This is a genomic window from Pseudomonas sp. stari2 (genome assembly GCF_040760005.1).
Classification (GTDB): domain Bacteria; phylum Pseudomonadota; class Gammaproteobacteria; order Pseudomonadales; family Pseudomonadaceae; genus Aquipseudomonas.
The window spans coordinates 4,485,521-4,511,277 of sequence record NZ_CP099760.1 but is presented as its reverse complement, the minus strand read 5'-3'; the positions used below and the strand labels follow the sequence as shown (position 1 = coordinate 4,511,277).

Genomic DNA, 25,757 nt, shown 5'->3' with positions numbered 1-25,757 from the left:
GGACGCCGGGCTTTTCACAGGTGGAATCAGCGTTTGACCAAGTGCACCGCCAGCACATCGCAAGGTGCGCCATGCAGGACATCGTTGGCGGTCGAGCCCAATAGCAGCGCCAGACCATGTCGGCCATGGCTGCCGACCACGATCAGGTCGCATTCCTGATCCTTGGCGAAGTGGTGGATTTCCTGGCGTGGTTGACCATAGGTCAGGTGGCAGTTGGAGCCTTCCAGTTCGGTGTATTTGTGCTTCAGGCGCTCGAGGCGCTCCTTGGCCTGATCGAACTGCTGTTGTTGCAGTTGTGACAGATCCATCGGCACGTCACCCCCGAAGGCCATGGCCATCGGTTCGACGATATGCACCAGCGACAGCTTGGCGCCATTGCTCACCGACAGCTCTCGGGCGCGGTGGATCACAGGGTCGCACTCTTCGGTCAGATCTACGGCGACCAGGATATGGTGGTAGGGCATGAGGTGCTCCTCGTGAGGGATCAATATTGTTAAGTATGGCTGGTTTCAAGCGCATTGGTTCCAAAGTGACGCAATGGGCTTATTCAAAATGGGCGCATTTAAAAACGGGAGTAGAGATATGACGGTCTGGCTGGTGGTGTCAATCCTGCTGGTGGTGTTGAGCCCCCTGGCGTGGCTGCGCCCGTCCCGTGCACAGAGTGGCCGCATAGCCTTGCGCACCGAGGCCCGGCGCATCGGACTGGCCATGCAGTTGGCACCTCAGGAGTGGCCGCACTGGTTGTCTCAGGAGCCGCCAAACCCATGTGCGCAATACCATCGGCCACGGCGCAGCAAGCAGCCTGTGTGCTGGACGTACTGGCAGAAATCCCCGGGCGTGTGGGTCAATCAGTGGCAGGAAGCCTGTGAGGATCCGCTTCTGTTGAATCATTTCGAGAAATTGCCGGGCAACGTTTTCAAGGTTGAAGCCGACAAGCAGATGATCGCGCTCTATTGGGGCGAGAAGGGCGAAGCGACGGTTTTGCTGGAAATTGATGCCACGCTGAAAGCGCTGGCATGACTCTCGGACTTTTCGCGCTGCAATGGTGCGAAACGTCCGGCAGACGAGCAATAAAAAGCCCGACATGATTCATCGGGCGGGGTTGGCCAGGCAGGCCGGAAATTCTTTTTGGCGTTGAACCGGAGTGATTCGGTCAGCAAAAGTGCGCCTGTTTTCCTTCGTAGTCCAGCCAGCGTAGCCTGTTAAACAAGGCTTGCGGTGAATTAGGGCGACTTTTCTAACTATTAATCTTATGAATGCCCTGACATGCAAGCATGTGTGGACGGGCTGCGTCTTACAGAAATGACCGCAAAGTCGCATTTCAACCCGTATTTAGGGCGATTGACAATTGTCGGAAATTCCGTGAAGGTGGCGTACCCAAATCAAACGGGCGTATGAATTGAGCGTTTGTATTGCAGACTGCTCCTACAGAATCCCGACTATCGCGTTGGCGGGTGTGCCGGGTGGATTGGTGTCAGCATTGACGAAAAAGCGTCCTGCCGAGCCATTCGCCTGCGTCCGACGTGTACTGTTCAGCTTCCATATCGTGGAGATCAGTTGATGATTTACGAAGGTAAAGCCATCACGGTTAAAGCTCTTGAAAGTGGCATCGTCGAATTGAAATTCGACCTCAAGGGTGAGTCCGTCAACAAGTTCAACCGTCTTACCCTGAACGAACTGCGTCAGGTCGTAGACACCATCAAGGCAGATGCTTCGATCAAGGGCGTGATCGTCAGCAGTGGCAAGGACGTGTTCATCGTCGGCGCCGACATCACCGAATTTGTCGACAACTTCAAGCTGCCGGATGCCGAGCTGGTTGCTGGCAATCTCGAAGCCAACAAGATCTTCAGCGATTTCGAAGACCTCAACGTTCCGACCGTCGCCGCGATCAACGGCATCGCCCTGGGTGGCGGTCTGGAAATGTGCCTGGCAGCGGACTACCGCGTCATGTCCACCAAGGCCAAGATCGGTCTGCCGGAAGTCAAACTGGGCATCTACCCGGGCTTCGGTGGTACCGTGCGTCTGCCGCGCCTGATCGGTGCCGACAACGCCATCGAGTGGATTGCCGCCGGCAAGGAAAACCGTCCTGAGGACGCGCTGAAGGTCGGCGCCGTCGATGCAGTGGTTGCTCCCGAGAAGCTGCAGGATGCTGCCCTTGAGCTGATCAAGCGCGCCATCTCCGGCGAGTTCGACTACAAGGCCAAGCGTCAGCCGAAGCTGGAAAAGCTGAAGCTGAACGCCATTGAACAAATGATGGCTTTCGAAACCGCCAAAGGTTTCGTGGCTGGCCAGGCCGGCCCGAACTACCCGGCCCCGGTCGAAGCGATCAAGACCATCCAGAAAGCCGCGAACTTCGGCCGTGACAAGGCGCTGGAAGTCGAAGCCGCAGGTTTCGTGAAACTGGCCAAGACCTCTGCCGCGCAGAGCTTGATCGGTCTGTTCCTGAACGATCAGGAACTGAAGAAAAAGGCCAAGGCCTACGACGAAATCGCCAAGGACGTGAAGCAGGCTGCCGTACTGGGCGCCGGCATCATGGGTGGCGGTATCGCCTATCAGTCGGCTTCCAAAGGTACGCCGATCCTGATGAAGGACATCAACGAGCACGGCATCGAGCAAGGTCTGGCTGAAGCCGCCAAGCTGCTGGTTGGTCGCGTTGATAAAGGCCGCATGACCGCCGCGAAAATGGCTGAAGTGCTCAACGGCATTCGTCCGACCCTGTCCTACGGCGATTTCGGGCACGTCGACCTGGTTGTTGAAGCCGTGGTCGAGAATCCGAAGGTCAAGCAAGCCGTTCTGGCGGAAGTCGAAGAGAAGGTCAAAGAAGACACCATCCTCGCGTCCAACACCTCGACCATTTCCATCAGCCTGCTGGCCAAAGCGCTCAAGCGGCCGGAAAACTTCGTCGGCATGCACTTCTTCAACCCGGTGCACATGATGCCGCTGGTGGAAGTGATCCGTGGCGAGAAGTCCAGCGAGCTGGCGATTGCCACCACCGTTGCCTACGCCAAGAAAATGGGCAAGAACCCGATCGTCGTCAACGATTGCCCGGGCTTCCTGGTCAACCGCGTACTGTTCCCGTACTTCGGCGGCTTCGCCAAGCTGGTCAGCGCGGGTGTGGACTTCGTCCGTATCGACAAGATCATGGAAAAATTCGGCTGGCCGATGGGCCCGGCATACCTGATGGACGTGGTCGGCATCGACACCGGTCACCACGGTCGTGACGTGATGGCTGAAGGCTTCCCGGACCGCATGAAGGACGACCGTCGTTCGGCCATCGACGTGCTTTACGAAGCCAAGCGTCTGGGTCAGAAAAACGGCAAGGGCTTCTACGCCTACGAGGCCGACAAGAAAGGCAAGCAGAAGAAAGTCGCCGACCCGTCGGTACTGGAAGTGCTCAAGCCGATCGTCTACGAGCAGCGTGAAGTCACTGACGAAGACATCATCAACTGGATGATGATCCCGCTGTGCCTGGAAACCGTGCGTTGCCTGGAAGACGGCATTGTCGAAACCGCCGCCGAAGCCGACATGGGTCTGGTCTACGGTATTGGTTTCCCTCCATTCCGTGGCGGTGCGCTGCGCTACATCGATTCGATCGGTGTTGCCGAGTTCGTTGCCCTGGCCGACCAGTACGCTGATTTGGGCGCGCTGTACCACCCGACCGCGAAGCTGCGCGAAATGGCCAAGAACGGCCAGAGCTTCTTCGGTTAAGCGCCCCCAACTAGAGTGAGAGTGAACTTATGAGCTTGAATCCTAGAGACGTCGTGATTGTCGACTTCGGTCGTACTCCGATGGGCCGCTCCAAGGGCGGCATGCACCGTAACACCCGCGCCGAAGACATGTCGGCGCACCTGATCAGCAAACTGCTGGAACGCAATACCAAGGTCGATCCTGCCGAAGTCGAGGATGTGATCTGGGGCTGCGTCAACCAGACCCTGGAGCAGGGCTGGAACATCGCGCGCATGGCGTCGCTGATGACCCAGATCCCGCACACTTCGGCCGGCCAGACCGTCAGCCGTCTGTGCGGCTCGTCGATGAGCGCGCTGCACACCGCTGCGCAAGCGATCATGACCGGCAACGGTGACGTATTCGTGGTTGGCGGCGTCGAGCATATGGGTCATGTGAGCATGATGCACGGTGTCGATCCGAACCCGCACATGTCCCTGTACGCGGCGAAAGCCTCGGGCATGATGGGCCTGACCGCTGAAATGCTGGGCAAAATGCACGGCATCACTCGCGAACAGCAGGACGCCTTTGGCGTGCGTTCCCACCAGCTCGCCCACAAGGCGACTGTGGAAGGCAAGTTCAAGGACGAGATCATCCCGATGCAGGGCTATGACGAGAATGGTTTCCTGAAAACCTTCGACTACGACGAAACCATTCGTCCGGAAACCACCCTGGAAAGCCTGGCGGCTCTGAAGCCGGCGTTCAATCCAAAGGGCGGCACCGTGACTGCCGGTACGTCGTCGCAGATCACCGATGGTGCTTCGTGCATGATCGTGATGTCGGCGCAGCGTGCACAGGACCTGGGCATTCAGCCGCTGGCCGTGATTCGTTCGATGGCAGTGGCAGGTGTGGATCCGGCGATCATGGGCTATGGTCCGGTACCGGCTACGCAGAAAGCACTGAAGCGTGCCGGCCTGGGTATCAACGATATCGACTTCTTCGAGCTCAACGAAGCGTTCGCAGCGCAGGCCTTGCCTGTGCTGAAAGATCTGAAAGTGCTCGACAAGATGAACGAGAAGGTTAACCTGCACGGCGGCGCGATCGCCCTGGGTCACCCGTTCGGTTGCTCCGGTGCCCGTATTTCCGGCACCTTGCTGAACGTGATGAAGCAGAATGGCGGCACCTTCGGGGTGGCCACCATGTGCATTGGCCTTGGCCAAGGCATCTCCACCGTCTTCGAACGCGTTTAAGCGTCTCGTCGATGGAAGCCGGGGCCAAGTGCCCCGGTTTTTGTTTTTGCGGATTTATTTTTGTATTTATTATGAAAAAATTTGAGTGAGGGCCGAAGCGTGCCGATACAACCTGGGCTCTACCAACATTACAAAGGTCCGCAGTACCGCGTATTCAGTGTTGCGCGGCATTCCGAGACTGAAGAAGAAGTGGTCTTTTACCAAGCCCTGTATGGCGATTACGGCTTTTGGGTACGTCCCTTGAGCATGTTCCTGGAGTCCGTCGAAGTTGACGGCGAGCAGGTCCCGCGCTTTGCTTTGGTGCAAGCCGAACCAAGCCTTTTTTCGAAGCCATAAGGCGAGGGCGCGCAAAACCCTGCGCTTGACCTCACCTTGTAGCCACTATATATAGCGGTGCCGCGTCAGGCGCCAACCGCCTTTCACTTCTAGAATTCAGGAATTTTCTGATCCATGGGCAAATCGCTGGTCATTGTGGAATCCCCGGCTAAGGCCAAGACCATCAACAAGTATCTGGGCAACCAATACGTGGTGAAGTCGAGTATCGGCCATATCCGAGACCTGCCCACCAGCGGTTCGGCTAGCGCCAGCAAGGAGCCTGCCGCCAAGCGCGGCAAGGCTGCTGCGGGCGAAGCGCCAGCGCTGTCGCCTAAAGAGAAGGCGCGCAAGCAGCTGGTCTCGCGCATGGGGGTCGATCCGGATCATGGCTGGAAAGCCAAGTACGAGATCCTCCCGGGCAAGGAAAAGGTCATCGAAGAGCTGCGCCGGCTCGCCAAGGATGCTGACACCATCTATCTCGCAACCGACTTGGATCGCGAGGGGGAAGCCATTGCCTGGCACCTGCGCGAAGCCATCGGTGGTGACGACAGCCGCTACAAGCGCGTGGTGTTCAACGAAATCACCAAGAAGGCGATTCAGGAAGCCTTCTCGGAGCCGGGCGAGCTCGATATCGATCGAGTGAACGCGCAGCAGGCCCGTCGTTTCCTCGACCGCGTCGTGGGTTACATGGTTTCTCCGCTGCTGTGGGCAAAGATCGCTCGCGGTCTGTCCGCCGGTCGTGTGCAATCGGTAGCCGTGAAGCTGGTGGTTGAGCGTGAGCGTGAAATTCGTGCGTTCATCCCGGAAGAGTACTGGGAAGTGCATGCCGACCTCGGCACCACCAAGGGCTCGACCGTTCGTTTCGAAGTGGCCCGTGAAAAGGGTGAAGCTTTCAAGCCGCTCAATGAAGCGCAGGCCATGGCGGCCCTGGAGAAGCTGAAGTCCTCCAGCTACAGCATCGTCAAGCGTGAAGACAAGCCGACCAGCAGCAAACCGTCGGCGCCGTTCATCACCTCCACGCTGCAGCAGGCCGCGAGTAACCGCCTGGGCTTCGGCGTGAAGAAAACCATGATGATGGCCCAGCGTCTGTACGAAGCCGGCTACATCACTTATATGCGTACCGACTCGACCAACCTCTCGGTCGATGCCGTGGCGATGGCGCGTACTTATATCGAAGACGAGTTCGGCAAGAAGTACCTGCCGGAAACGCCGAACGTCTACAGCAGCAAGGAAGGCGCACAAGAGGCTCACGAAGCGATTCGTCCTTCCGACGCGAACACCACGCCAAGCAAGCTCGCTGGCATGGAGCGTGACGCTGAGCGCCTCTACGAGCTCATCTGGCGCCAGTTTCTGGCTTGCCAGATGCTGCCGGCGCAATACTTGTCGACCACCGTCAGCGTGGCCGCTGGCGACTTCGAGCTGCGCGCCAAGGGCCGTATTCTGAAGTTCGACGGCTACACCCGCGTCCTGCCGCAAATCACCAAGCCTGGCGATGACGATGTCCTGCCGGACATGGCGCAGGGCGACGTGATGAAGCTGATCAAGCTTGATCCAACCCAGCATTTCACCAAGCCACCGGCCCGTTACTCGGAAGCCAGCCTGGTGAAGGAAATGGAAAAGCGCGGCATTGGCCGTCCTTCGACCTACGCGGCGATCATTTCGACCATTCAGGATCGCGGTTACGTGACCCTGCACAACCGTCGTTTCTATTCGGAAAAGATGGGTGACATCGTCACTGAACGTCTGTCCGAGAGCTTCTCGAACCTCATGGACTACGGCTTCACCGCCGGCATGGAAGAGAACCTCGATGACGTGGCCCAGGGCGAGCGCGACTGGAAGAACGTGCTGGATGAGTTCTACGGTGACTTCAAAAAGAAACTTGAAGTAGCCGAGAATCCGGAAGCCGGCATGCGTGCCAACCAGCCGGTGATGACCGATATTCCGTGCACCACTTGCGGTCGTCCGATGCAGATTCGTACTGCTTCGACCGGCGTCTTCCTCGGTTGCTCGGGCTACAGCCTGCCGCCGAAAGAGCGCTGCAAGGCCACCGTCAACCTGGTGCCGGGCGATGAAATCGCTGCGGACGACGAGGGTGAATCGGAATCCCTGGTGCTGCGCGGCAAGCATCGCTGCCCGATCTGCAGCACGGCGATGGACGCTTACCTGCTCGACGAAAAGCGCAAGCTGCATATCTGCGGTAACAACCCGGATTGCGCCGGCTACGAAATCGAAGAGGGCAGCTACCGCATCAAGGGTTACGAAGGTCCGAGCCTGGAATGCGACAAGTGTGGCAGCGAGATGCAGCTCAAGACCGGTCGTTTCGGCAAGTTCTTCGGTTGTACCAATCCGACCTGCAAGAACACCCGCAAGCTGCTGAAGAGCGGTGACGCGGCGCCGCCGAAGATGGATCCGGTGAAAATGCCTGAGCTGAAATGCGAAAAGGTCAACGACACCTATATCCTGCGCGACGGTGCTTCAGGCCTGTTCCTGGCGGCCAGCCAGTTCCCGAAAAACCGCGAGACCCGTGCTCCGCTGGTGGTCGAGATTCTGCCGCACAAGGACGAGATCGATCCGAAGTACCACTTCCTGTGCGAAGCGCCGCAGAAGGATCCAGATGGTCTGCCGGCAGTGATCCGCTACAGCCGCAAGACCAAGGAGCAATATGTTCAGACCGAAGTCGACGGCAAGCCAACAGGCTGGAAAGCGTTCTTCGATGGTGGCAAGTGGACGGTCGAAGACAAGCGTCCGGCAAAAGCCAAGGCTTGAGCGAACGCTGAACTGAAGGTGCGCTGATCAGGCATCTTCAACACAAAAGGCCGCATGACAACCTTCTGGTTTTCATGCGGCCTTTTTGTTTAATGCTTGCGGTCGGATCGGCTGATCCATGACACTGTCCGGCCTGTGTGAAGCAATTATTTCGTTGTGGAGAGTGACGACATGGCCCACGAACTCTATACCCGTACCAATCAGAAGATCTATTTCGCGGGTTTGTCGCTGGAAGCGCTGGCCAGGGCCGAAGAGGGGCGGGCGATGAATTCGCTGGCGCTGATTCAGGCCGGGCGCGAGTCCGCACTGTTTCATCTCTATGGTGCGTTGCTGGGGTTGTGTCACGAAATTGCCGGGTTCTACAGGCTGCCACAGGCTAACGCGCCGCGGGCGGAAACGCTGTTGACCCGCGAAGTGCTTGAGTCGATTGCGATCCCCGAGTTGGCCGAGATGGTTGAGTTGGCGGGTAATCCGGAAACCTGGCTGGCTAAATTGCTGGCCGCGCATTCGGCGCTGTTTCAGCCGCCGCGAGTGCCACACAAGCCAAAAGGCGATGTGACCCAGCCGCTGATTCAGGCGGTCAATCTGGATGAAGAGCAAGCCCCGGAAGAGTTGAGTCGTGAAGAGCTGGAGAGCTGGCGGCAGAATCTGAAGGGTCTGGCTATCCGTTTCCGTGAAGGCTTGAACGAGTGCTGATGGCTTCTTGGCTGGTGGCGACGAGATGCATGCTGCTGGTCAAGATCCTGAGCGAATCCTGAATGATGTCTATATAATCCCTGCCTTTCGTGGAGAACAGACCTATATGCCAACGTCCTTTCTAGAAATTGTCGAGCTACCAGACGGCCGAATCGAACTGCGCAGGGCCGAGGACGAGGGTTCCCTGGTGACTCTTGATTTCTCCGAGGATGCCAAGGCATTTCTGCAGGGCCAACACGTTGAAATTGCCAAGGCGATGCTGAGCGTCGGCGTGCAAATGGCCGGTCGTATGGTTGAAGGCGAGTTTGATAAGGAAGAGGGACCGCGGGTTCTTCATTGAGCACCGCCCGTCGATTATCGCTTCGGTTCGGCTTCTCTATCCCTTGAGAAGCCCCGCGCTCGAATTAGCGCGCATGCAGTCAGCCCAGTCGAATATTCAGGCTTTGAGCGTCCCCGGTGCGGGCGGCGTTGATCAGTTGTTGGCGTGAACCTGAGGCGAGCGGGTTCAACCATGTCACCACCGTATGACTACGACCCAGGCGCAGGGCTTCGCAAGCCAATTGCTGAGCGCTCTGAGTGCCGCGCGGTTGCAACAGCAGGATGCGTTCACGATTCAATCCAGCATCCCGCAACCAGGTTTGGGTCAGGCTCGCAGGTGGAGCGATCAGGGTCAGCCAGCGCGCGTCCTGATCCTCGCTCAATTCGCGAAGAATCGGCGCCAGCAGGTTCAAGCAGTTCCCGGCCGCGCCGCGCAGCGACAGCTCACTGAACGCTTCGGGTTCGACATTCCATGGTCGCTCGGCTACATCCTTGAGGATGGGGGCCAGTGGTTGCGCCAGAAATGCCTCGAACAACGGCAGTTGTGTTTGCTGAGGTGCGTGTGGGAACTGCATAAAGCCTCCTTTAGCGGCGGATGACGCCGACACTCAAGCCTTCGATCACCAGTTCCTGATCTTTCAGGTCGACTTCGATAGGGGCGAACTCAGGGTTTTCGGCGATCAGCCAGACCTTGCTGCCATCGCGCTTGAAGCGTTTGACAGTCACTTCGTCGCCGATCCGGGCAACCACGATCTGACCGTTGCGGGCTTCTCGGGTCGTGTGAACGGCCAGCAGGTCGCCGTCGAAAATACCGATGTCCTTCATGCTCATCCCGTGGACGCGCAAAAGGTAGTCGGCGCGAGGGTGGAAGAAGGCCGGGTTGATGTTGCAGGACTCTTCGATGTGCTGCTGGGCGAGAATCGGTGCACCGGCGGCCACGCGACCAATGATCGGAAGCGTTGACTCGTCGACCTTCGCTTCGAAGCCAGGGATTCGAATGCCGCGAGAGGCCCCCGGGGTCATCTCGATCGCGCCTTTGCGGGCGAGCGCCTTGAGGTGCTCTTCGGCGGCGTTAGGGGATTTGAACCCCAGTTCCTGAGCGATTTCCGCGCGGGTCGGCGGGTAGCCGTTGTCTTCGAGGCAGCGTTTGATAAAGGCCAGAATCTCGGCTTGGCGTGGCGTCAGCTTAAGCATATTGATCGCTCTGTCTTTTTATACAGTGACTGGGATTATATACAGTGAAGCGGGCTTGGCAATGATCCTTTTTTGCCATGCCGCCGGACGGTCAGTGACGACGCTGATTAATGTGGCGTCCTTGTTGTGGTTAAATATCTGACCGACCATTCCCAAAACGAACTGGCAGGCTTGACAAGGCATAGGCTGAAACGTATGTTTCAAACAAGTGTTTGTCAGGCGGAGTAGCCATGGCCCAGTCGGAAACCGTTGAACGCATTCTTGATGCTGCAGAACAGCTGTTCGCGGAAAAAGGTTTCGCTGAAACCTCATTGCGTCTGATCACCAGCAAGGCAGGGGTCAACCTCGCTGCGGTGAACTATCACTTCGGTTCGAAGAAGGCGCTGATCCAGGCGGTATTCTCGCGCTTCCTCGGTCCGTTCTGCATCAGCCTCGACAAAGAGCTGGAGCGCCGCCAGGCCAAGCCAGAGAACAAGCCTTCGCTCGAAGAGCTGCTGGAAATCCTTGTCGAGCAAGCACTGGTGGTACAGCCACGTAGTGGCAACGACCTGTCGATTTTCATGCGCTTGCTGGGTCTCGCATTCAGCCAGAGTCAGGGTCACTTGCGGCGCTATCTGGAAGACATGTACGGCAAGGTGTTCCGCCGCTACATGTTGCTGGTGAACGAAGCTGCACCACGTATTCCTCCTATCGAACTGTTCTGGCGTGTGCACTTCATGCTTGGAGCCGCGGCGTTCAGCATGTCGGGTATCAAGGCGTTGCGCGCGATTGCCGAGACTGATTTCGGCGTCAACACCTCCATCGAACAGGTGATGCGCCTGATGGTGCCGTTTCTCGCGGCCGGCATGCGTGCCGAAACCGGCGTCACCGATACCGCGATGGCCACCGCGCAGCTGCGACCACGCAGCAAATCAGCGCCGGCACCGGCCAAGGTTTAACTGTCCATGGGTGGGCGCGGCAGCTGACATCCGCTAAGCTAGCCGCCCATGCCGACTCTCGTTCTGAACCCGTTTCTCATTGAAATCACCGACCTGCCGGAAAATGCCCCCGGTGGTGGTTTCGTGAGCAACGGGTTTTTCGTTTTCAAGGAATCTCTATGACTGCTGGCCTGCAAGGCTCGTTGATGGTGGACGTCGCCGGTACCTGGCTGACGGCCGAAGATCGCCAATTGTTGCGCCAGCCCGAAGTGGGTGGCCTGATCATTTTTGCCCGCAACATCGAGCATCCGCGCCAGGTGCGTGAGCTGAGCGCGGCGATCCGTGCCATTCGCCCGGACCTGCTGCTGGCGGTGGATCAGGAAGGCGGTCGCGTCCAGCGCCTGCGTCAGGGCTTTGTGCGTCTACCGGCCATGCGTGCCATCGCTGACAACCCGAATGCCGAGTATCTGGCCGAGCAATGCGGCTGGATCATGGCCACTGAAGTGCTGGCTGTCGGCCTCGATCTGAGTTTTGCCCCGGTGCTGGACCTGGATTACCAGCGCAGCGCCGTGGTTGGCACTCGTTCGTTCGAAGGCGATCCGGAGCGTGCAGCACTGCTCGCCGGGGCTTTCATCAAAGGTATGAACAGCGCCGGCATGGCTGCCACCGGCAAGCATTTCCCTGGCCACGGCTGGGCGGAGGCCGACTCTCACGTCGCAATCCCCAGCGACGAGCGCAGCCTGGAGGAGATTCGCGCCAACGACTTGGTGCCGTTCGCCAAACTGAGTAAGCAATTGGCCGCCGTCATGCCGGCCCACGTGATTTATCCGCAAGTCGATGCGCAGCCAGCCGGGTTCTCCCGCCGCTGGCTGCAGGACATCCTGCGCGGTGAGTTGCAGTTCGACGGCGTGATCTTCAGTGATGACCTGTCGATGGCCGGTGCGCATGTCGTAGGCGATGCCGCCAGCCGCATCGAAGCCGCACTCAGCGCCGGTTGCGACATGGGCCTGGTGTGCAACGACCGGGCGGCCGCCGAGCTGGCCCTGAGCGCCGCGCAGCGCATGAAGGTGAAGCCATCACAGCGCATCGCGCGGATGCGCGGTCAGGCGTTCGCTAGCACCGAATACCGTCAGGATCCGCGCTGGCTGACCGCTGTCGGCGCGCTCAAAGACGCTCAACTGATCGATTAAGGATTTTTCGCTATGACGGTTTACGCAATCATCGGTGGCACCGGTCTGACTCAGCTGGAAGGCCTGAGCATTCGTCAGTCGCTGGCGGTGGATACGCCTTACGGTGCGCCATCGGCCGAAGTACAGATTGGCGAATACGCCGGCAAGGAAGTGCTGTTTCTTGCTCGTCACGGTCATCCGCATCGCTTTCCGCCACACAAGGTCAACTACCGCGCCAACCTGTGGGCGTTGAAGCAGGCTGGGGCCGAAGCGATCATCGCGGTCAACGCCGTGGGTGGGATTCATCCTGCAATGGGCACCGGACATTTCTGCGTGCCGCATCAGATCGTGGACTACACCAGCGGTCGCGAACACACCTATTTCGCCGATGACTTGGAGCATGTCACACACATCGACTTCAGCTTTCCCTACAGCGAGCCACTGCGTCAGCAACTGATTGCTGCGCTGGCTGCCGAAGGTTGCGAGTACAGCGATCAAGGCGTTTACGCTTGCACCCAGGGCCCGCGTCTGGAAACCGTGGCTGAGATCGTGCGCCTGGAGCGTGATGGCTGCGACATCGTCGGCATGACCGGCATGCCGGAAGCGGCGCTGGCCCGCGAGCTGGATCTGGATTACGCCTGTCTGTCGCTGGTGGTGAACCCGGCGGCGGGCAAGACCACGGCGGTGATCACCATGGCCGAGATCGAGCAGGCGCTGCATGACGGCATGGGCAAGGTGAAATCGACGTTGGCGCGGGTACTCAAGGGCTGAGTCTGGCTCCGAATGACTCGTACGAATAAGCGCTGAGGATCTCAGCGCTTTTCAAACTTGTCCGGCAACGGCGCAAACAGCGCCTCGATATCATCACTCTGCAACTTCCAGTCCCCGGCCTTGCGCCCATCTAGCACACCGGCCGCCAGGTCGGATTTTTCCCGTTGCAGAAGCTGAATTTTCTCTTCAACCGTGCCCCGGGCAATCATCTTGTAGACGAATACCGGCTTCTCCTGACCAATGCGATACGCACGGTCGGTTGCCTGATTTTCGGTCGCCGGGTTCCACCATGGATCGTAGTGAATCACGGTATCCGCTTCCGTCAGGTTCAGACCAACGCCACCGGCCTTCAGGCTGATGAGAAAGATCTGACGTTTGCCGCTCTGGAATTCCTTCACCGGTGTGCGCCGATCCCGGGTTTGCCCGGTCAGCAACGCATAGGGGACATTGCGCTTTTTCAGTTCATCCTCGATCAGTGACAGCATCGAAGTGAACTGCGAAAACAGCAGGATCCGTCGCCCCTCCTCAAACAGCTCCTCGAGCATTTCCATCAGGCTGTCGAGTTTGCCCGAGGTGCTGCCGCGCGCGGGCAGGGTGGCGTCATTGACCAGACGCAGATCGCAGCAGACCTGACGCAGCTTGAGCAGCGCTTCGAGAATGATGATCTGACTGCGTGCCACGCCTTTGCGGGTGATCTCGTCGCGAACCTTCTTGTCCATGGCCAGGCGCATGGTTTCGTACATGTCGCGCTGGGCCTCGTTGAGATCGACCCAGTGGATGATCTCGGTTTTCGGCGGCAGCTCGGTCGCGACCTGTTCCTTGGTGCGGCGCAGCAGAAACGGTTTGATCCGACCGTTGAGGTGCTGAAGTCTGACTTCGCTGGCGCGTTTTTCGATCGGCACACGGTAATCGGCGTTGAAACTTTTAACGTCGCCGAGCCAGCCGGGCAGCAGGAAGTGAAACAGTGACCACAGTTCGCCCAGGTGGTTTTCCAGCGGCGTACCGCTGAGGCACAGACGTTGGCGGGCGTTCAGTTCACGAGCCGCCTGGGCGGCTTTGCTGTTCGGGTTCTTGATGTACTGTGCCTCATCCAGCACCAATACATGCAATGGCTGCTTTGCCAGGCGCTCGACATCCTTGGGTAGCAGCGCATAGGTCGTGAGGATCAGGTCGTAATCGGCCAGATGCTCAAAATGCTTTTTGCGGCTGGCACCGTACAGAGCAATCACTTTGAGCTGGGGCGTGAAGTGCGCCGCTTCGTCCAGCCAATTGGGGATCAGGCTGGTGGGCATCACCACCATGCACGGCCGGTCCAGGCGTCCGGCGTTTTTCTCGCTGAGAATGTGCGCCAGGGTCTGTAGGGTTTTGCCCAGTCCCATGTCGTCCGCAAGAATCCCGCCGACCTCAAGTTGCCGCAGCGACTGCATCCAGCTCAAGCCTTCGAGCTGATAAGGCCGCAGTGTCGCGTTCAGTCCTTCCGGCGCCTCGGCGCTGTAGTCGCGGATATCGCGCAGGCGTTGGGCGAAACTGCGAATCTGCTCGCCGCCCTCCCATAGCAGGGGGATGCCTTCCAGCGTGTTGAGACGGGTGGCGTCAGCCTTGCTCAGGCGCAGGGTGGTTTCGCCCGGCTCTTGCAGATAGAACTCGCCCAACGTTGCCAGCACCGGTTTCAACCGGCCGAGGGGTAGGGCGACCTGCAAGGGGCCATGCTCGCTGTTGCGTTGCGGGATGTTCACCAGAATCAACTCGTCATCCCGTCGCCGGGCAAGGCGTTCGGGGTTGAGGATTTCAGTGTGCGAGCGCATCAGGTTGAGCAGGATCGGCAGCAGGCTCAGGCGCTCGCCATTGACGATGATGCCCAACTCAAGATCGAACCAGTCGCGTTCCGGGGTTTGTTCGACGGTGGCGTACCAGTCGTCGACGGCCGTCAGATCGAAGCCGAATTCTTCGTCGATCTGCAATTCCCAACCTTGGGTGCGCAGCTTTGGCAGATCGTTGAGAGTGAATGTCAGCCACGCGCTGTCGTTGACCATCTCATAGAGTTCACCGGCGCTTTCCGGCAGGGCTTTACTCTGTCTCGTGGCGATGCGGAAGCCGAGAATCCGCAATTGTTCGCGGTAGCTTTGCTCTACGTCAGGATGGCGTTTGACACGCAGAGTCTGTGCTTCCTGGCGAATCAGGATGTCGCTGTTTTTCTGGCCGCTGACGTATTCGTCGAGGTAGCTGAAAGACAGCGCCGCACGATGCTGGATATAGCGCTGCATCTTGCCGTTGCGCGGCTCGAACGCGCTGAACTCGACGCTGGCCAGCCACAGGCGCGGCACCGGCTGCACATTGTCCACCAGCACTTGTGGCGGCGCCTTGGGGCTGCGGTTTTCCAGAGCAGCCTGGAGTTTTTCCAGCAGTTCGGCGTCTTTGGCAGCGGCAGGGTATTCGAGAGTTTCCTGCACCTGCAGCAAGACCGCCGCACAGTGTTTGCAGTTGCTGTGGACCGGGCAGGTGCACGTGGCGTCGACCATCAGCAGTGTGCCTTTGGCCGACTCGCGCAGATGAATCGTCTGACGATAAATGTTGCCGCCAGAGCCTTCGCAACTGGCGGTAATGGTCGCATCGCCGACCTGCACGATCCGCACCCGGTTCTCCAGCGCGTAGCGGCGGCCACGCTCCAGGCTTTGTTCCTTGAATCGGCTGACCCAGGAAGAGGCCAGCGGTTTACTCAGAGGCGGGGACATAAGGACTTCAATCAGTCCGGTACGACTTCAGGCGCTTCCCGAGGCGCAGGCGCCGTCAGTGAAGTGATCTTGATCAGCAGGGCCAAGTGGCCGTTGTCCAGGTAGTTGAGCTGGCCGTTCTTGGTGTGGCTTTCCTGTTTCAGGCGTTCGCTGGCGGTGACCATACCGTTGGCGTCGATCTGGTTGACCCAGAAGTCGGCGTTCACGTCGGTGAAGCGGCCGAGCTTCATTTCGATCGTGCCCTCGATCGGGAACTGGCCGAACTGCTCCTGACCTTCGCTGACCGCGACCTTCGCCGGCGTCTCGCCAAGTGTCTGCTGCCAGGCCTTGTGCATCAGCACGCTGTACTCGCCGCTGGCGGTGAGTTTGGTGGCGACGTCGTTCAGCGCGGTGGTGCGCTTGCTGTCATCGCCCAGGCGTTGGGCACCGGCGGCCCAGTCTTCCGGCGCGGCGCGGCTGACGATGGCCGGCACGGCGTTCTGGCGTACCAGAATCATTTCGACCTGATACAGGTCGTCGGCAAACGCCGTCGGTGCTACCAGAGTCAGTAGCAAGGTCAATGAGCGAAACAGGCGCATGCGGCGTCCTTCAAACAGTTTTCGGGAGGAGGCGCTCGAACAGCGCCTCTACAGTATTAAAGCGTTCTTCCGGACGCTCCATCGGCACCTGGAACTTGAACATCGTGGCGCCTTCGAATTTGTAGCGTTTTGGCTGACTCTGGATCAGTTTGATCAGAGTCATCGGGTCGACCGGCGTTTGCGCCGCGAACTCGATGCGTCCGCCTTGCGGGCCGCCATCGACTTTCTTGATACCCAGCTGTTCGGCCTGCAATTTCAACGCAGTGATGCGCACCAGATTCTTGGTTGGTTCCGGCAGCAGCCCGAAGCGGTCGATCATCTCCACCTGCAGATCCTTCAGGCCTTCCTCGTCGGTGGCCGAGGCGATGCGCTTGTACAGGATCAGGCGTGCGTGAACGTCCGGCAGATAATCTTCCGGAATCAGCGCCGGCACTCGCAGATTGACTTCCGGGCCACCGCCGAGCGGCTGGTCGAGGTTCGGTTGTTCGCCCTTGCGGATCGACTTCACCGCGCGCTCGAGCATTTCCATGTACAGCGTGAAGCCGACTGCCTGGATCTGTCCGCTCTGACCATCGCCCAGCAATTCACCGGCGCCACGGATTTCCAGGTCGTTGGTGGCCAGCACGAAGCCCGCACCCAGATCCTGAGTATTGGCAATCGCTTCCAGACGTTTTTCCGCATCGCCGGTAATCTGCTGGCGTGGCGGAGTCAGCAGGTAGGCGTAGGCCTGGTGGTGACTACGTCCGACGCGCCCGCGCAACTGGTGCAACTGCGCCAGGCCAAACTTGTCGGCGCGCTCGATGATGATGGTGTTGGCGCTCGGCACGTCGATGCCGGTCTCGATGATGGTCGAGGCGATCAGCACGTTGAAACGCTTGTGGTAGAAGTCGCTCATCACCTGTTCGAGTTCGCGTTCGCGCATCTGCCCGTGGCCGATGCCGATCCGCGCTTCCGGCACCAGTTCGGCCAGTTCGGCGGCGCACTTCTCGATGGTCTTCACATCGTTGTGCAGGTAGTAAACCTGCCCTCCGCGCAGCAGCTCACGCAGCAAGGCCTCTTTGACCGTGCTCTTGTTCTGCTCCATGACGAAAGTGCGCACCGACAGGCGTCGCGCCGGCGGTGTGGCGATGATCGACAGATCGCGCATGCCCGACACCGCCATGTTCAGCGTGCGCGGAATCGGCGTGGCAGTCAGCGTAAGAATGTCGACTTCGCTGCGCAGGGCCTTGAGCTGCTCCTTCTGACGGACACCGAAACGGTGCTCTTCGTCGATGATCACCAGCCCGAGGTTTTTGATTTTGACGTCGTCCTGCAGCAGTTTATGGGTGCCGATTACGATGTCGATGTTGCCTTCGGCCAGTTCGGCCACCGCAGCGTTCACTTCCTTGGCCGACTTGAAGCGGCTCATCACTTCCACGGTCACCGGCCAGTCGGCGAAGCGGTCACGGAAGCTGTTGTAGTGCTGCTGGGCGAGCAGGGTGGTCGGCACCAGGATCGCCACTTGCTTGCCGCCGTGCACGGCAATGAACGCGGCACGCATGGCCACCTCGGTCTTGCCAAAACCCACGTCGCCGCAGACAAGGCGATCCATCGGTTTCGGCGCGAGCATGTCTTCGCGCACGGCTTCGATGGTGGATTGCTGATCCGGGGTTTCCTCAAACGGGAAGCCGGCGCTGAACGTTGCGTAATCGGCCTTCGGATCGGCAAACGCATAACCTTCGCGGGCGGCGCGACGGGCATAGATGTCGAGCAGTTCGGCAGCCACGTCGCGCACCTGTTCGGCAGCCTTGCGCTTGGCTTTCTGCCAGGTTTCGGAGCCGAGGCGGTGCAGTGGGGCCAGCGCATCGTCGCTACCGGTGTAACGGGCGATCAGGTGCAGGTTGGCTACGGGCACGTAGAGCTTGGCGTTCTCGGCGTATTCGAGGGTCAGGAATTCGGCAGCCTGATTGTCGATTTCCAGAATCGTCAGGCCAAGATAACGACCGACGCCGTGGTCAATATGCACCACTGGCGCGCCTTCGCGCAGCTCGGTGAGGTTCTTGATCACGGCATCGTTGTTGGCATCGGCGCGTTTTTCGCGACGGCGACGCTGCATCACCCGTTGGCCGAACAGCGGACTTTCCGCGACCAGTGCCAGCGCCGGGTCATCCAGCATCAAGCCTTCGTCGAGCGGGGCGATGGTAATCGCCAGGCGATCCTTGCTCGCGACGAAGTCAGGCCAACTGTCGACGGTTTTCGGCCGCAGCTTCAGGCGTTCCAGCAATTCCAGCAGCACTTCGCGACGGCCGGCGGATTCGGCGGTGAACAGCACGCGCCCCGGGAATTCGTCGAGGAAGGCGGAAAGCGCGGCCAGCGGTTGCGTAGCCTTGGCTTCGATTGCCAGATTCGGTAATGCCTGCGCCGGGAAGCGTTCGCGGCCGGCACCGGTTTCCACGTCCTGTTGACTGGCGACCACTCGGGGCCAGTTCTTCAGGCGGGCGAAACAGTCCTCCACCGGCAAGAACAGTTCGGCCGGCGGCAGTAAAGGACGCGATGGATCGACGCGGCGTTCTTCATAACGATTGCGCACATCGTTCCAGAAGTTTTCCGCCGCTTGCTCGATGCCTGGCAACGAGAACACCTGGGTGTCCTGGGGCAGGTAATCGAACAGGGTCGAGGTTTCTTCGAAGAACAGCGGCAGGTAGTACTCAATGCCGGCCGGCGTGATGCCGCTGCTCAGGTCCTGGAAGATCGGGCAGCGGCGGAAATCGACGTCGAAGCGCTCGCGAAAGCGCGCCTTGAAGCGGGTCACCGCATCCTTTTGTAGCGGGAACTCCTTGGCCGGCAGCAGCTTGACCGAATCGACCTTGTCGATGGAACGCTGGTTTTCCGGGTCGAAGGTGCGCAGGGTTTCGATTTCGTCGTCGAACAGATCGATGCGATAGGGAAGTTTGCTGCCCATCGGGAACAGGTCGATCAACGCGCCACGCACCGTGAACTCGCCGTGTTCATAAACCGTGTCGACGTAGCGATAGCCGCTGGCTTCGAGCCGCGAGCGCATTTGCTCGACGTCGAGCTTCTGACCGACATCCAGCACCAGGCTGCTGCCGAGCAGGAACTTGGTCGGCGCCAGGCGATGCAGGGCGGTAGTGATCGGCACCACCAGCACGCCATGCTCCAGCTCCGGCAGTCTATAAAGGCTGGCGATGCGCTGGGAGATGATGTCCTGGTGCGGTGAGAACAGGTCGTAGGGCAGGGTTTCCCAGTCGGGGAAATGCAACACCGGCAAATCCGGGGCGAAGAAACTCAGCTCCTGCTCCAGCCGTTCGGCACTCTGGCTGTCGGCGGTCAGCAGTAACGTGAAGCGCTTGGCAGCGCTGGCAGCCTCGGCAATCGCCAGGCTCAGGGCGGCACCGGGGAGATTGCCCCAGTGCTGTTTACCTGCCGCGGCAGGGAGAAGCGGTAGACGCAGAACAGGCACGGAAGGTTGAGCTCCAGGCGTTGCGACAAAGTCGGTAATTGTAGCGGCGTCCGGTGCCGCCTGTCAGTTGCAGACTGCGTCTATCTGCGCTGTTTCAGCGAAATGTAGTGGTAACCATAAAAACCAGCACTTTTTTGACGATTATGTAGTGCCGAAAGTGGGAGGTGTTACGGAGGGTTACAGACATCGTCTAACAGTCGTCGAAAAACTGACTGCGCTGAAAGCCCCGGTTTTACTGGGCTTGCGGAGGGCGTTATTTTTTTGGACGGAATTTTGTTACCGTTTGCGCGACAAGCGCGCATTGCTACGAGAGGTTCTCGGCGGCATAATGTAGCCCCTTTTTTCTGCCCCTACATGTGGAAGGTTCCCGTGACTCAGAAGCCCGACCAGTGTCTTGGTGAATGGATCGACCGTGAAGCACTCGCAGAAGCGATGATTCCGCTTATCGGTCAGCTCTACCGCAATAACAACGTGGTGAGCTCGATCTATGGCCGCAGCCTGATCAACCAGTCTGTCATCGCGATTCTCAAAGCTCATCGCTTTGCTCGCCATCGTTCTTCCGACGATAGCGAACTCTCCGTCCACGAAACATTCCCTCTGCTGAAGGCCATGAGCGAGCTCAAGCTCGGCGCGGCTTCGGTGGATCTGGGCAAGTTGGCATTCAAATTCCGCGCTGAAGGCAATGGCCGCACGGCCGAACAATTCGTTCGCGAAGAGTTGGCCGATGTTGTGGGTCAGCAAAACGCCTCCGCGCGTAAAGGCACTGATGTCGTGCTGTACGGCTTCGGTCGTATCGGCCGTCTGCTGGCGCGCATCCTGATCGAAAAAACCGGTGGTGGCGACGGCTTGCGTCTGCGCGCCATCGTCGTGCGCAAAGGCGCCGAGAACGATCTGGTCAAGCGTGCCAGCCTGCTGCGTCGTGACTCGGTACACGGCCCGTTCGATGGCACTATCACCATCGACGAAGAAAACAACACCATCACCGCCAACGGCAACCTGATTCAGGTGATCTACGCCAAGAGCCCGAGCGAAGTCGACTACACCCAGTACGGCATCGAAAACGCGCTGATCGTAGACAATACCGGTGTATGGCGTGATGCCGACGGTCTGGGTCAGCACCTGGCCTGCCCGGGCGCTGCCCGCGTGATTCTCACCGCACCGGGTAAGGGCGCGCTGAAGAACATCGTTCACGGCATCAACCACGGCGACATCACCGCTGACGACAAGATCATCTCGGCGGCGTCCTGCACCACCAACGCCATCGTACCGGTGCTCAAGGCCGTCAACGATCAGTACGGCATCGTCAATGGCCATGTCGAAACCGTTCACTCGTTCACCAACGACCAGAACCTGATCGACAACTTCCACAAGGGCAGCCGTCGTGGCCGCGCCGCGCCGCTGAACATGGTTATCACCGAGACCGGTGCCGCCACTGCCGCTGCCAAGGCGCTGCCAGTGCTCAAGGGCAAGCTGACCGGCAACGCGATTCGCGTACCTACGCCGAACGTGTCGATGGCCATTTTGAACCTGAACCTGGAAAAGGCCACCACTCGCGAAGAAATCAACGAGTACCTGCGCCAGATGGCCATGCACTCGGATCTGCACAAGCAGATCGATTACGTCAGCTCGCAGGAAGTGGTTTCCACTGACTTCGTGGGCTCGCGTCACGCTGGTGTCGTGGATGCCGAGGCAACCATCACTCAGGACAACCGCGTTGTTCTGTACGTCTGGTATGACAACGAGTTCGGTTACAGCTGCCAGGTGGTTCGCGTGATGGAAGACATGGCCGGTGTAAACCCGCCAGCATTCCCGCGCTAAGCCTTAGCTGCAAATGAAAACGCCCCGACATTGTCGGGGCGTTTTTGTTTGTGCGCGATTTGTGTCAGCGGGGGATGGCTGCTTGTGCCGTGCGCAGTTCGTGCTTGTTGCCCCGGAACAGCACCAGGGTTGCGACCAGGCCCAATACGGCTGCGCCACTGAGCCAGATCCCCGGTGCCGCCTTGTTGTCCAGCACATGGATCAGGTAAGTGCAGGCAGCTGGCGTGAAGCCACCGAAGGTCGCTGTGGCCAGGCTGTAGGCCAGCGAGAAACCGGTTGTACGCACTTCCACCGGCATGATTTCGGTCAGCGCCACCACCATCGCGCCGTTGTACGAACCGTACAGGAACGACAGCCACAACTCGACGATCAGCAGATGGCTGAAGCTCGGGTTTGCCACCAGCCACGAAAGCGCCGGATAGGCGGTCAGGATCGCCAGGATCGTCGCCCCCAGCAGCAGGGGTTTACGTCCGATCTTGTCGGAAAGTGCACCCATTACCGGCAGCCAGAAGAAGTTCGACAGGCCGATGCACACCGTTACCAGCAATGCATCGAAGTCCGACAGGTGCAGTTCCGCCTTGCCGAAGGTCGGGGTGTAGGCGGTGATCAGGTAGAACGACACGGTGGTCATCACCACCAGTGCCATGCCGGCAAGGACAATGCCGAAGTTCTGACCGATCGAGCGGACGATTTCCTGCAAGGTAGGGCGATGTTTACGCGCCTGGAACTCCGGGGTTTCCTCCAGCGAGCGACGAATGACGAAGATCACCGGAACGATCATGCAGCCGATCAGGAACGGCACGCGCCAGCCCCATTCGCCCATCTGGTCCGGGCTCAGCCAGTGGTTGAGGCCAACGCCCAACAGTCCGGCGAACACCACAGCTGCTTGCTGGCTGGCGGACTGCCAGCTGACAAAGAAGCCCTTGCGCCCTGGTGTGGCGATTTCCGCCAGATACACCGACACGCCGCCCAGTTCCACGCCGGCCGAGAAGCCTTGCAGCAACCGGCCGAACAGCACGATCAGCGGCGCGGCGACACCGAGCGTGGCATAGCCCGGCACGCAGGCAATCAGCACGGTACCGGCCGCCATCAGTGCGAGGGTAATGATCAGGCCCTGACGTCGCCCGTGTCGGTCAATGTAGGCTCCAAGGAAGATCGCGCCCAAAGGACGCATCAAAAAGCCTGCGCCGAAGGTGGCGAGCGAAAGCATCAGGGAGGCGAAAGCGCTATCGGTAGGGAAGAAGGTCTTGGCGATGGCCGTGGCGTAGAAGCCGTAGACCATGAAGTCGAACATCTCGAGAAAGTTGCCGCTGACAACGCGAAAAATCGCTTTGCCTTTGCCCGTGGAGGAGGACATGTTCAGGTACTCACTTTTTTGATTTTGTATGAAAGCGGTGCAGCCGTTTGGGAGCGAGCGGGCTCTGTGGCCATAATGGCCGGCGCGGTTTTGCTCGGAGATGAAGAATTGTTAACTGGACGGTTTGTGGTTTTCGTGGGTCTGCTCGGCATTTTGTCCGGATGCGGCAACGGCGACTCCTTGGAGAGCTTCGGCGGCCCGACCATGGGCAGCACTTATTCGATCAAGTACGTACGCCGGGCCAATCTGCCTGCACCGCAGGATGTCCGCATCGAAGTGGAGAAGATTCTCGCCGACGTGGATCAACAAATGTCCACCTACCGCGCCGACTCCGATATTTCGCGTTTCAACGCATTACCCGCCGATCGCTGTCAGACCATGTCCGCACCGATCCTCGAACTGGTGCGGGTTGGCGAGCAGCTGTCACAACAAAGCGAAGGTTCCTACGACCTGACCGTAGAGCCGCTGCTCAATCTCTGGGGTTTCGGTCCCCAGGGGCGTGAAGAAAAAGTACCGAGCGCCGATGCGCTGGCCGAGGTGGAGAAACGGGTGGGCTACCGGCATTTACGTGTCGATGGCGACCAGTTATGCAAGGACGCGGCGGTCGAAGTCGATTTCAACAGCATCGCTGCCGGTTACGCGGTCGACACCATTGCCGCGCGGCTCGACGCCATGGGCATTCATGATTACCTCGCCGAAGCGACGGGCGAGCTCAAGGCGTCCGGCAAGAAACTCGATGGCTCGCCATGGCGCGTCGCGCTGGAAGAGCCCCGTGACGATCAGCAGGTGGCGGAACGCGTCATTAACGTCGATGGTTATGGCCTTTCCACGTCCGGCGACTACCGCAACTATTTTCAGCAGGATGGCCGGCGCTATTCCCACACCTTCGATGCCCGCACCGGGTCGCCCGTCCTACATGACCTGGCGTCAGTCACGGTGATACATCCTTCAGCCTTGATGGCCGATGGACTATCGACACTGTTGCTGATTCTCGGTCCGGAAAAGGCCTGGGACTATGCCGAAAAACACGACATTGGTGCATTCTTTGTGATTCGTGCCGATACAGGTTTCGTCACCCGCGCCAGTCCGGCGTTCGAACGCCTCAGTGGCGCAAAAAATTGACCCGGGGCAATGCGAAAGCTGGTGTTGTAGTGCAGGCAAAAGTAGCCTACGACGCGACCAAGGGTTAATGTGCGCGGCGTTGACGCTTCTATAGACTATGTCCGGGTTTTCAACTGGCCCCCAATTGTTCCTTCGCGCCGTTGTTCGGCGTGATTTAGCCGCCGGTGCTGCTGGCACCGCGGCCTGTTCTGAGGAGTACGCATGGCTGTCTACAACTACGACGTGGTGGTGCTGGGTTCCGGCCCGGCGGGAGAAGGCGCGGCAATGAACGCCGCCAAAGCAGGGCGCAAGGTGGCGATGGTCGACAGCCGTCGCCAGGTCGGCGGTAACTGCACCCACCTGGGCACCATCCCGTCCAAGGCCCTGCGTCATTCGGTGCGGCAGATCATGCAGTTCAACACCAACCCGATGTTCCGTGCGATCGGTGAGCCGCGCTGGTTCTCCTTCCCGGACGTGTTGAAAAGCGCCGAGAAAGTCATCTCCAAGCAAGTCGCTTCGCGTACCGGCTACTACGCCCGTAACCGCGTCGACGTGTTCTTCGGCACCGGCAGCTTCGCCGACGAGCAGACCATCGAAGTGGTCTGCGCCAACGGCGTGGTCGAGAAGCTGGTGGCCAAGCACATCATCATCGCCACCGGTTCGCGTCCTTATCGCCCGGCGGACATCGATTTCCACCACCCACGCATCTACGATAGCGACACCATCCTCAGCCTCGGCCACACCCCGCGCAAACTGATCGTTTACGGCGCCGGCGTGATCGGTTGCGAATATGCTTCGATCTTCAGTGGTCTGGGCGTGCTGGTCGAGCTGGTGGACAACCGCGGGCAATTGCTGAGCTTCCTCGACTCGGAAATCTCCCAGGCGTTGAGCTATCACTTCAGCAACAACAACATCACCGTGCGTCATAACGAAGAGTATGACCGCGTTGAAGGCGTGGACAACGGTGTGATCCTGCATCTGAAGTCCGGCAAGAAGATCAAGGCCGACGCCTTGCTCTGGTGCAACGGCCGTACCGGCAACACCGATCAGTTGGGGCTGGAAAACATCGGTGTCAAAGTCAACAGCCGTGGCCAGATCGAAGTCGACGAGAATTACCGCACCTGCGTGCAGAACATCTATGGCGCCGGTGATGTGATCGGCTGGCCAAGCCTGGCCAGCGCCGCCCACGACCAGGGTCGTTCGGCAGCCGGCAGCATCGTCGACAATGGCAGCTGGCGTTTCGTGAATGACGTGCCGACCGGCATCTACACCATTCCGGAGATCAGCTCGATCGGCAAGAACGAGCAGGAACTGACCCAGGCCAAGGTGCCGTACGAAGTGGGCAAGGCGTTCTTCAAGAGCATGGCGCGGGCGCAGATCGCCGGCGAGCCGCAAGGCATGCTGAAGATCCTGTTCCACCGTGAAACCCTGCAGGTGCTGGGCGTTCACTGCTTCGGTTATCAGGCGTCGGAGATCGTGCACATCGGTCAGGCGATCATGAACCAGCCGGGCGAGCTCAATACCTTGAAGTACTTCGTCAACACCACGTTCAACTACCCGACCATGGCCGAAGCCTATCGGGTAGCGGCGTACGATGGCCTCAACCGGCTTTTTTGACGGGCTCCGGCCGGTGGCCTGAGCCGGCCGGGGAG

At 59.4% G+C, this 25,757-nt stretch carries 20 protein-coding genes; 13 read left to right on the top strand and 7 right to left on the bottom strand.

The window, feature by feature from the left end; all coding sequences use genetic code 11:
* Positions 1–26: 26 nt before the first annotated feature.
* Positions 27–464 (bottom strand): universal stress protein, encoded by a 438-nt coding sequence (locus NH234_RS20555; RefSeq protein WP_047295289.1) that lies wholly within the window; start codon positions 462–464, stop codon positions 27–29.
* Between the two features lie 118 nt (positions 465–582).
* On the opposite strand from NH234_RS20555, the gene NH234_RS20550 reads away from it, so the two are divergent.
* The 7 genes from NH234_RS20550 to NH234_RS20520 all read left to right on the top strand — a co-directional run bounded on the left by NH234_RS20550 (position 583) and on the right by NH234_RS20520 (position 9,030).
* Positions 583–1,020: a hypothetical protein gene (locus tag NH234_RS20550; RefSeq protein WP_085733480.1), complete on the top strand. Its 438-nt coding sequence runs from the start codon at positions 583–585 to the stop codon at positions 1,018–1,020.
* Between the two features lie 540 nt (positions 1,021–1,560).
* Positions 1,561–3,708, top strand: coding sequence for a fatty acid oxidation complex subunit alpha FadB (gene fadB / locus NH234_RS20545; RefSeq protein ID WP_367254117.1), 2,148 nt, complete (start codon positions 1,561–1,563; stop codon positions 3,706–3,708).
* Between the two features lie 29 nt (positions 3,709–3,737).
* Positions 3,738–4,913, top strand: coding sequence for an acetyl-CoA C-acyltransferase FadA (fadA, locus tag NH234_RS20540; protein WP_007953060.1), 1,176 nt, complete (start codon positions 3,738–3,740; stop codon positions 4,911–4,913).
* 99 nt (positions 4,914–5,012) lie between these two features.
* The gene (locus tag NH234_RS20535; protein WP_007953059.1) at positions 5,013–5,249 is read left to right on the top strand and encodes a DUF1653 domain-containing protein; all 237 of its coding nucleotides are present in this window, start codon (positions 5,013–5,015) and stop codon (positions 5,247–5,249) included.
* A gap of 114 nt (positions 5,250–5,363) precedes the next feature.
* Positions 5,364–7,994, top strand: a complete 2,631-nt coding sequence (topA, locus tag NH234_RS20530) for a type I DNA topoisomerase (RefSeq protein WP_085733482.1) — start codon at positions 5,364–5,366, stop codon at positions 7,992–7,994.
* Positions 7,995–8,165: 171 nt separating this feature from the next.
* Positions 8,166–8,690, top strand: a complete 525-nt coding sequence (locus tag NH234_RS20525; RefSeq protein WP_085733483.1) for a DUF6586 family protein — start codon at positions 8,166–8,168, stop codon at positions 8,688–8,690.
* 106 nt (positions 8,691–8,796) lie between these two features.
* Positions 8,797–9,030 carry a hypothetical protein gene (locus tag NH234_RS20520; RefSeq protein ID WP_003226592.1) on the top strand — a complete coding sequence of 78 codons (234 nt, stop codon included), beginning with the start codon at positions 8,797–8,799 and terminating at the stop codon, positions 9,028–9,030.
* A 79-nt stretch (positions 9,031–9,109) separates the two neighbouring features.
* Here the strand turns inward: NH234_RS20520 and sulA are convergent, their stop codons facing one another.
* Together sulA and lexA are read right to left on the bottom strand one after the other, a co-directional pair.
* Positions 9,110–9,583, bottom strand: coding sequence for an SOS-induced cell division inhibitor SulA (gene sulA / locus NH234_RS20515; protein WP_367254114.1), 474 nt, complete (start codon positions 9,581–9,583; stop codon positions 9,110–9,112).
* 10 nt (positions 9,584–9,593) lie between these two features.
* Positions 9,594–10,202, bottom strand: coding sequence for a transcriptional repressor LexA (lexA, locus tag NH234_RS20510; RefSeq protein ID WP_085713140.1), 609 nt, complete (start codon positions 10,200–10,202; stop codon positions 9,594–9,596).
* A 230-nt stretch (positions 10,203–10,432) separates the two neighbouring features.
* Here lexA and NH234_RS20505 point away from each other — a divergent pair, with 230 nt between their 5' ends.
* The 3 genes from NH234_RS20505 to NH234_RS20495 all read left to right on the top strand — a co-directional run bounded on the left by NH234_RS20505 (position 10,433) and on the right by NH234_RS20495 (position 13,059).
* The gene (locus NH234_RS20505) at positions 10,433–11,140 is read left to right on the top strand and encodes a TetR/AcrR family transcriptional regulator (RefSeq protein ID WP_007953037.1); all 708 of its coding nucleotides are present in this window, start codon (positions 10,433–10,435) and stop codon (positions 11,138–11,140) included.
* 158 nt (positions 11,141–11,298) lie between these two features.
* The gene (gene nagZ, locus NH234_RS20500) at positions 11,299–12,309 is read left to right on the top strand and encodes a beta-N-acetylhexosaminidase (protein ID WP_085733485.1); all 1,011 of its coding nucleotides are present in this window, start codon (positions 11,299–11,301) and stop codon (positions 12,307–12,309) included.
* A 12-nt stretch (positions 12,310–12,321) separates the two neighbouring features.
* On the top strand, positions 12,322–13,059 hold the full coding sequence (locus NH234_RS20495; RefSeq protein ID WP_085733486.1) for an S-methyl-5'-thioinosine phosphorylase: 738 nt from the start codon (positions 12,322–12,324) through the stop codon (positions 13,057–13,059).
* 41 nt (positions 13,060–13,100) lie between these two features.
* On the opposite strand, the gene NH234_RS20490 is transcribed toward NH234_RS20495, so the two are convergent.
* The 3 genes from NH234_RS20490 to mfd are packed head-to-tail and all read right to left on the bottom strand — an operon-like array spanning position 13,101 to position 19,829.
* On the bottom strand, positions 13,101–15,791 hold the full coding sequence (locus NH234_RS20490) for an SNF2-related protein (protein ID WP_367254112.1): 2,691 nt from the start codon (positions 15,789–15,791) through the stop codon (positions 13,101–13,103).
* Between the two features lie 11 nt (positions 15,792–15,802).
* The gene (locus NH234_RS20485) at positions 15,803–16,369 is read right to left on the bottom strand and encodes a CsiV family protein (protein WP_085733488.1); all 567 of its coding nucleotides are present in this window, start codon (positions 16,367–16,369) and stop codon (positions 15,803–15,805) included.
* 10 nt (positions 16,370–16,379) lie between these two features.
* Complete coding sequence (gene mfd, locus NH234_RS20480) at positions 16,380–19,829, bottom strand: transcription-repair coupling factor (protein WP_367254110.1); 3,450 nt, start codon at positions 19,827–19,829, stop codon at positions 16,380–16,382.
* A gap of 354 nt (positions 19,830–20,183) precedes the next feature.
* Between mfd and NH234_RS20475 the strand changes: the two genes are divergently transcribed.
* A complete protein-coding gene (locus tag NH234_RS20475; protein WP_085713147.1) occupies positions 20,184–21,647 on the top strand; it encodes a glyceraldehyde-3-phosphate dehydrogenase in 1,464 nt (487 codons plus the stop codon).
* A 64-nt stretch (positions 21,648–21,711) separates the two neighbouring features.
* Here NH234_RS20475 and NH234_RS20470 read toward each other — a convergent pair whose 3' ends face one another.
* Positions 21,712–23,004 carry an MFS transporter gene (locus tag NH234_RS20470; protein ID WP_085733490.1) on the bottom strand — a complete coding sequence of 431 codons (1,293 nt, stop codon included), beginning with the start codon at positions 23,002–23,004 and terminating at the stop codon, positions 21,712–21,714.
* 75 nt (positions 23,005–23,079) lie between these two features.
* On the opposite strand from NH234_RS20470, the gene NH234_RS20465 reads away from it, so the two are divergent.
* On the top strand, positions 23,080–24,126 hold the full coding sequence (locus NH234_RS20465; protein WP_367257217.1) for an FAD:protein FMN transferase: 1,047 nt from the start codon (positions 23,080–23,082) through the stop codon (positions 24,124–24,126).
* A 201-nt stretch (positions 24,127–24,327) separates the two neighbouring features.
* The gene (sthA, locus tag NH234_RS20460) at positions 24,328–25,722 is read left to right on the top strand and encodes a Si-specific NAD(P)(+) transhydrogenase (RefSeq protein WP_065260713.1); all 1,395 of its coding nucleotides are present in this window, start codon (positions 24,328–24,330) and stop codon (positions 25,720–25,722) included.
* The last annotated feature ends 35 nt before the right edge of the window (positions 25,723–25,757 follow it).

What these genes read in the sequence shown, in the direction of transcription:
- lexA (WP_085713140.1), bottom strand. Translation starts at nt 10,202, where the DNA reads ATGCTTAAGCTGACGCCACGCCAAGCCGAGATTCTGGCCTTTATCAAA.
- NH234_RS20485 (WP_085733488.1), bottom strand. Translation starts at nt 16,369, where the DNA reads ATGCGCCTGTTTCGCTCATTGACCTTGCTACTGACTCTGGTAGCACCG.
- sthA (WP_065260713.1), top strand. Translation starts at nt 24,328, where the DNA reads ATGGCTGTCTACAACTACGACGTGGTGGTGCTGGGTTCCGGCCCGGCG.
- NH234_RS20470 (WP_085733490.1), bottom strand. Translation starts at nt 23,004, where the DNA reads ATGTCCTCCTCCACGGGCAAAGGCAAAGCGATTTTTCGCGTTGTCAGC.
- NH234_RS20475 (WP_085713147.1), top strand. Translation starts at nt 20,184, where the DNA reads ATGTGGAAGGTTCCCGTGACTCAGAAGCCCGACCAGTGTCTTGGTGAA.
- NH234_RS20490 (WP_367254112.1), bottom strand. Translation starts at nt 15,791, where the DNA reads ATGTCCCCGCCTCTGAGTAAACCGCTGGCCTCTTCCTGGGTCAGCCGA.
- NH234_RS20465 (WP_367257217.1), top strand. Translation starts at nt 23,080, where the DNA reads ATGGCCGGCGCGGTTTTGCTCGGAGATGAAGAATTGTTAACTGGACGG.
- NH234_RS20550 (WP_085733480.1), top strand. Translation starts at nt 583, where the DNA reads ATGACGGTCTGGCTGGTGGTGTCAATCCTGCTGGTGGTGTTGAGCCCC.
- topA (WP_085733482.1), top strand. Translation starts at nt 5,364, where the DNA reads ATGGGCAAATCGCTGGTCATTGTGGAATCCCCGGCTAAGGCCAAGACC.
- NH234_RS20505 (WP_007953037.1), top strand. Translation starts at nt 10,433, where the DNA reads ATGGCCCAGTCGGAAACCGTTGAACGCATTCTTGATGCTGCAGAACAG.
- NH234_RS20555 (WP_047295289.1), bottom strand. Translation starts at nt 464, where the DNA reads ATGCCCTACCACCATATCCTGGTCGCCGTAGATCTGACCGAAGAGTGC.
- NH234_RS20520 (WP_003226592.1), top strand. Translation starts at nt 8,797, where the DNA reads ATGCCAACGTCCTTTCTAGAAATTGTCGAGCTACCAGACGGCCGAATC.
- fadA (WP_007953060.1), top strand. Translation starts at nt 3,738, where the DNA reads ATGAGCTTGAATCCTAGAGACGTCGTGATTGTCGACTTCGGTCGTACT.
- NH234_RS20525 (WP_085733483.1), top strand. Translation starts at nt 8,166, where the DNA reads ATGGCCCACGAACTCTATACCCGTACCAATCAGAAGATCTATTTCGCG.
- fadB (WP_367254117.1), top strand. Translation starts at nt 1,561, where the DNA reads ATGATTTACGAAGGTAAAGCCATCACGGTTAAAGCTCTTGAAAGTGGC.
- NH234_RS20495 (WP_085733486.1), top strand. Translation starts at nt 12,322, where the DNA reads ATGACGGTTTACGCAATCATCGGTGGCACCGGTCTGACTCAGCTGGAA.
- nagZ (WP_085733485.1), top strand. Translation starts at nt 11,299, where the DNA reads ATGACTGCTGGCCTGCAAGGCTCGTTGATGGTGGACGTCGCCGGTACC.
- sulA (WP_367254114.1), bottom strand. Translation starts at nt 9,583, where the DNA reads ATGCAGTTCCCACACGCACCTCAGCAAACACAACTGCCGTTGTTCGAG.